Genomic DNA, 2797 nt, shown 5'->3' on the forward strand with positions numbered 1-2797 from the left:
ATTTTGCTAATAAACATAGCAAAATTATAGATGATTTCCTGACCTAAGATCACATTTTATTCTTTTTTCCACTTCAATCTAAGAATTGAGAAAAAAGCAAAACCTTATATTATACCATAAAAAAATTATGCAAGAGGTCTACTGAGTGTGTCATCTGTGATGGCCAATTGCTGAATTGCCAATGTTTCAAATACTTCATTCGTTAAAAAAGTCATTCCAGCCTGCTAGTAATTGTTCTTGGTTTTCTTGAACAAGTTTTTGAATGCGGTTAATTTCGGTGCGGTTAAATCCTTGGTTACTCTGAAGACGAACCGGCTGAAGCCAGAATTTAGCGATCTCTCGATCTCGTTCAACATGGATGTGAGGTGGCTCATTGCGATCGCCTGCGTATCAAAAGAATCGATATGGGCCAACGGTCAACAGCGTGGGCATTCAAAAGTTTTGCTCTAAACATCTCAAACATAGCTGAATGCCTCGCTGACTGTCAATCTGTGAATATGCTCGTGTAGGCCAAAGGCTATTTAAGGTTAAGAACAATACAAGATTAGCGTTCGCAGTTTAGTTCCGAAGGTGTTGGATTTCTTTTCGTCAACCCAAGCTACAAGATCAGCGATCTGCTACCCAGTGCTTTCGGTATCGCATTTAGACTTACAGCTTCAATTAATGTGCATGGTGCGTTCCCCAAAAATCGATCGGTGGAGCAGTAGGAGTCACATTAGGGAACGCACCCTACAAGAGCGGCGTGCTGCTACGCAGTGCCTTCGGCATCGCACTGGCTACGAAGTAAAAACAGTTCGGCAAATGACAAGTTCAGCGGATTGGTTGGCAATAGTTTATTTCTGGATCGGACAAATCTCAAAAGCTAATTCGTTTCGATAAAAGCACACATTAAATTCTGCAAAAAAGTTCATGTGACCTAAAATTACTGGTACATCTGTTGATTGAGTCCACGCAAAGGCAAGTAAAACAGGAGCAAAATGTGCAACTGTCCCAGTCAAAACCAGCCCTCGTGACTCACTATGGACAAGGTTTCCACTTAAGGGAATTTGAATAGTTTGATTTTCCCAGACCGCCCCTAACTGTAATCCGATTTCGTAGGGTAAGACATTAACACTAGCACCCGTATCCAATAAAGCCATAACCTCTATTGACTGTTTTCCATCAGTTAAGGTTAGCGGCAAGTATGGCAAGATGCTAGACCGACCAGAACTGTCAGTCCGTTCTGTAAAAGAAAAGCGATGACCGTCAAGCATTTGATACTCCCTTTGCCGACACCAAAAGCTCAGACAAAGCGTGAACAGCTTGATGATCTGCTTGAGGCGACCAGACAACCGCGTTAGTAACCGCTAGTTGCTTGATCAGCATATTTTCATTATGCTCATTACTTGCAGTGTCTAGGCTACATCCTTCCTCTTTGGCTACTGCAAGCAAAAGATAGTGAATAAGCCTGAGCTTGTCTTGATGCGTTAGTTGACTGACAGTTGGCAGGAGTTCGATAAGGGACATATTAAACATCTGGTGTTGCTATCTAATTTGGATCATAGCATCTTCCTAAATCTACCTCTCCCATCAAGGAATACAGCTTCAATAAATGTGCATGGTGCGTTCCCCAAAAATTGATCGGTGGAGCAGTAGGAGTCACATTAGGGAACGCACCCTACGGCTGCGTTGTTAGACCGCGCCTCACCGAATCTCTTCTAGCACTGGCTCATAAGGCTTCAATCTTGACCTTACCGCCCTCAATGTTATCGACCTGCAACCGATATCTGTAAAGCAGCGCCATTCCTAGTAGAGGCTCTGTTTCTGATTCTGCAATATCAATCTCTTGGTACTGCCCATCCCATATCACAGTCCCAGTGTACAGATCAAAATAAGTTTCACTGCCATCACCCAGCGTGACAAAATCAGAACCACTCCAAGGTAAATTTAATGTAGCGATGATTGTAGAGGGCAAAGATAAAAATCCATTGAACCCGGTATCAATCACCGCGTCAACCGCTTGCAGTTGCCGATTTGAGTTTCCGACTACAATCCTTAGCGTGGCTTCACGCCGCAAATTTACAACACCTTCCATCATGGATTTTTCTTCAAACTCCGTGCCCCGAAATGATAAACAGCGCGATGTCCGATACGAATGATCCAAGGTTGGGCATCGGGGTGACGTTCAAAGAGCCGATTAGTTGCAGGCACAACGTTTTCATCGACTTCAAACTCTCCAGTTTCAATGTCGATCGCTACAATCTTACCTTCATTACCGGCTTCGACTTGCTGCCGAATGCCAGATTCGTAGAGTTTTTGCCCTCGCTCGGCTAACTCATCTTTGGGATAACGCCGTTGACGAACTGCCATAGGGTTGACCTCAACTCAGTATTTTGCCTTAATTATACTCTGATTTATTCTAACGAAGTGCTCCCGCTCTACTACTGATGAGCCGCCTCATCGGAAGCCCCCCAGTGGTGCACTTCAAATTTGAATCGGCGCTTCAATTAATGTGCATGGTACGTTCCCCAAAAATCGATCGCTGGAGCAGTAGGAGTCACATGAGGGAACGTACCCTACAAGATCGGCGATCTCACCGTTAAGTCTCTCATTCTAATTTTGTCTTCTTCAATAACTGTAAAGTGTCCATACCAGTCATCCCGTAATGAGATAACCTTGGCCTGACTGACGGACACAAGTGGGTCAAAACCTGACAAGACAAGGGTTGCCAAAAAGAAAAATATCTGGGTAGATAGGGAAAAAGCAAGAATCCCTACAAGATGAAAACCGAGAACAGAATCTTCTCCCAAGTTTATTC

General features: G+C 43.8%; 5 protein-coding genes and 1 pseudogene. All 6 read right to left on the bottom strand.

Going from position 1 to position 2797, the window contains the following annotated elements; genetic code table 11:
• Positions 1 to 195 precede the first annotated feature (195 nt).
• Positions 196 to 360, bottom strand: a complete 165-nt coding sequence (locus tag IM509_RS00690; RefSeq protein WP_349283572.1) for a DUF4160 domain-containing protein — start codon at positions 358 to 360, stop codon at positions 196 to 198.
• A gap of 473 nt (positions 361 to 833) precedes the next feature.
• Positions 834 to 1253 (bottom strand): pepsin/retropepsin-like aspartic protease family protein, encoded by a 420-nt coding sequence (locus IM509_RS00695; RefSeq protein WP_052276632.1) that lies wholly within the window; start codon positions 1251 to 1253, stop codon positions 834 to 836.
• Positions 1246 to 1515: a hypothetical protein gene (locus IM509_RS00700; RefSeq protein ID WP_002789718.1), complete on the bottom strand. Its 270-nt coding sequence runs from the start codon at positions 1513 to 1515 to the stop codon at positions 1246 to 1248. Before IM509_RS00700 ends, IM509_RS00695 begins: the two co-directional genes overlap by 8 nt.
• A gap of 193 nt (positions 1516 to 1708) precedes the next feature.
• Positions 1709 to 2077 carry a hypothetical protein gene (locus IM509_RS00705; RefSeq protein ID WP_002752923.1) on the bottom strand — a complete coding sequence of 123 codons (369 nt, stop codon included), beginning with the start codon at positions 2075 to 2077 and terminating at the stop codon, positions 1709 to 1711.
• A complete protein-coding gene (locus tag IM509_RS00710) occupies positions 2074 to 2349 on the bottom strand; it encodes a hypothetical protein (protein ID WP_002752924.1) in 276 nt (91 codons plus the stop codon). The genes IM509_RS00705 and IM509_RS00710 overlap by 4 nt, the downstream gene beginning before the upstream one ends.
• A gap of 206 nt (positions 2350 to 2555) precedes the next feature.
• A pseudogene (locus IM509_RS00715) lies at positions 2556 to 2797 on the bottom strand (hypothetical protein); the annotation flags it as partial.

This window comes from Microcystis sp. M31BS1, assembly GCF_020245285.1.
Lineage (GTDB): Bacteria > Cyanobacteriota > Cyanobacteriia > Cyanobacteriales > Microcystaceae > Microcystis > Microcystis panniformis.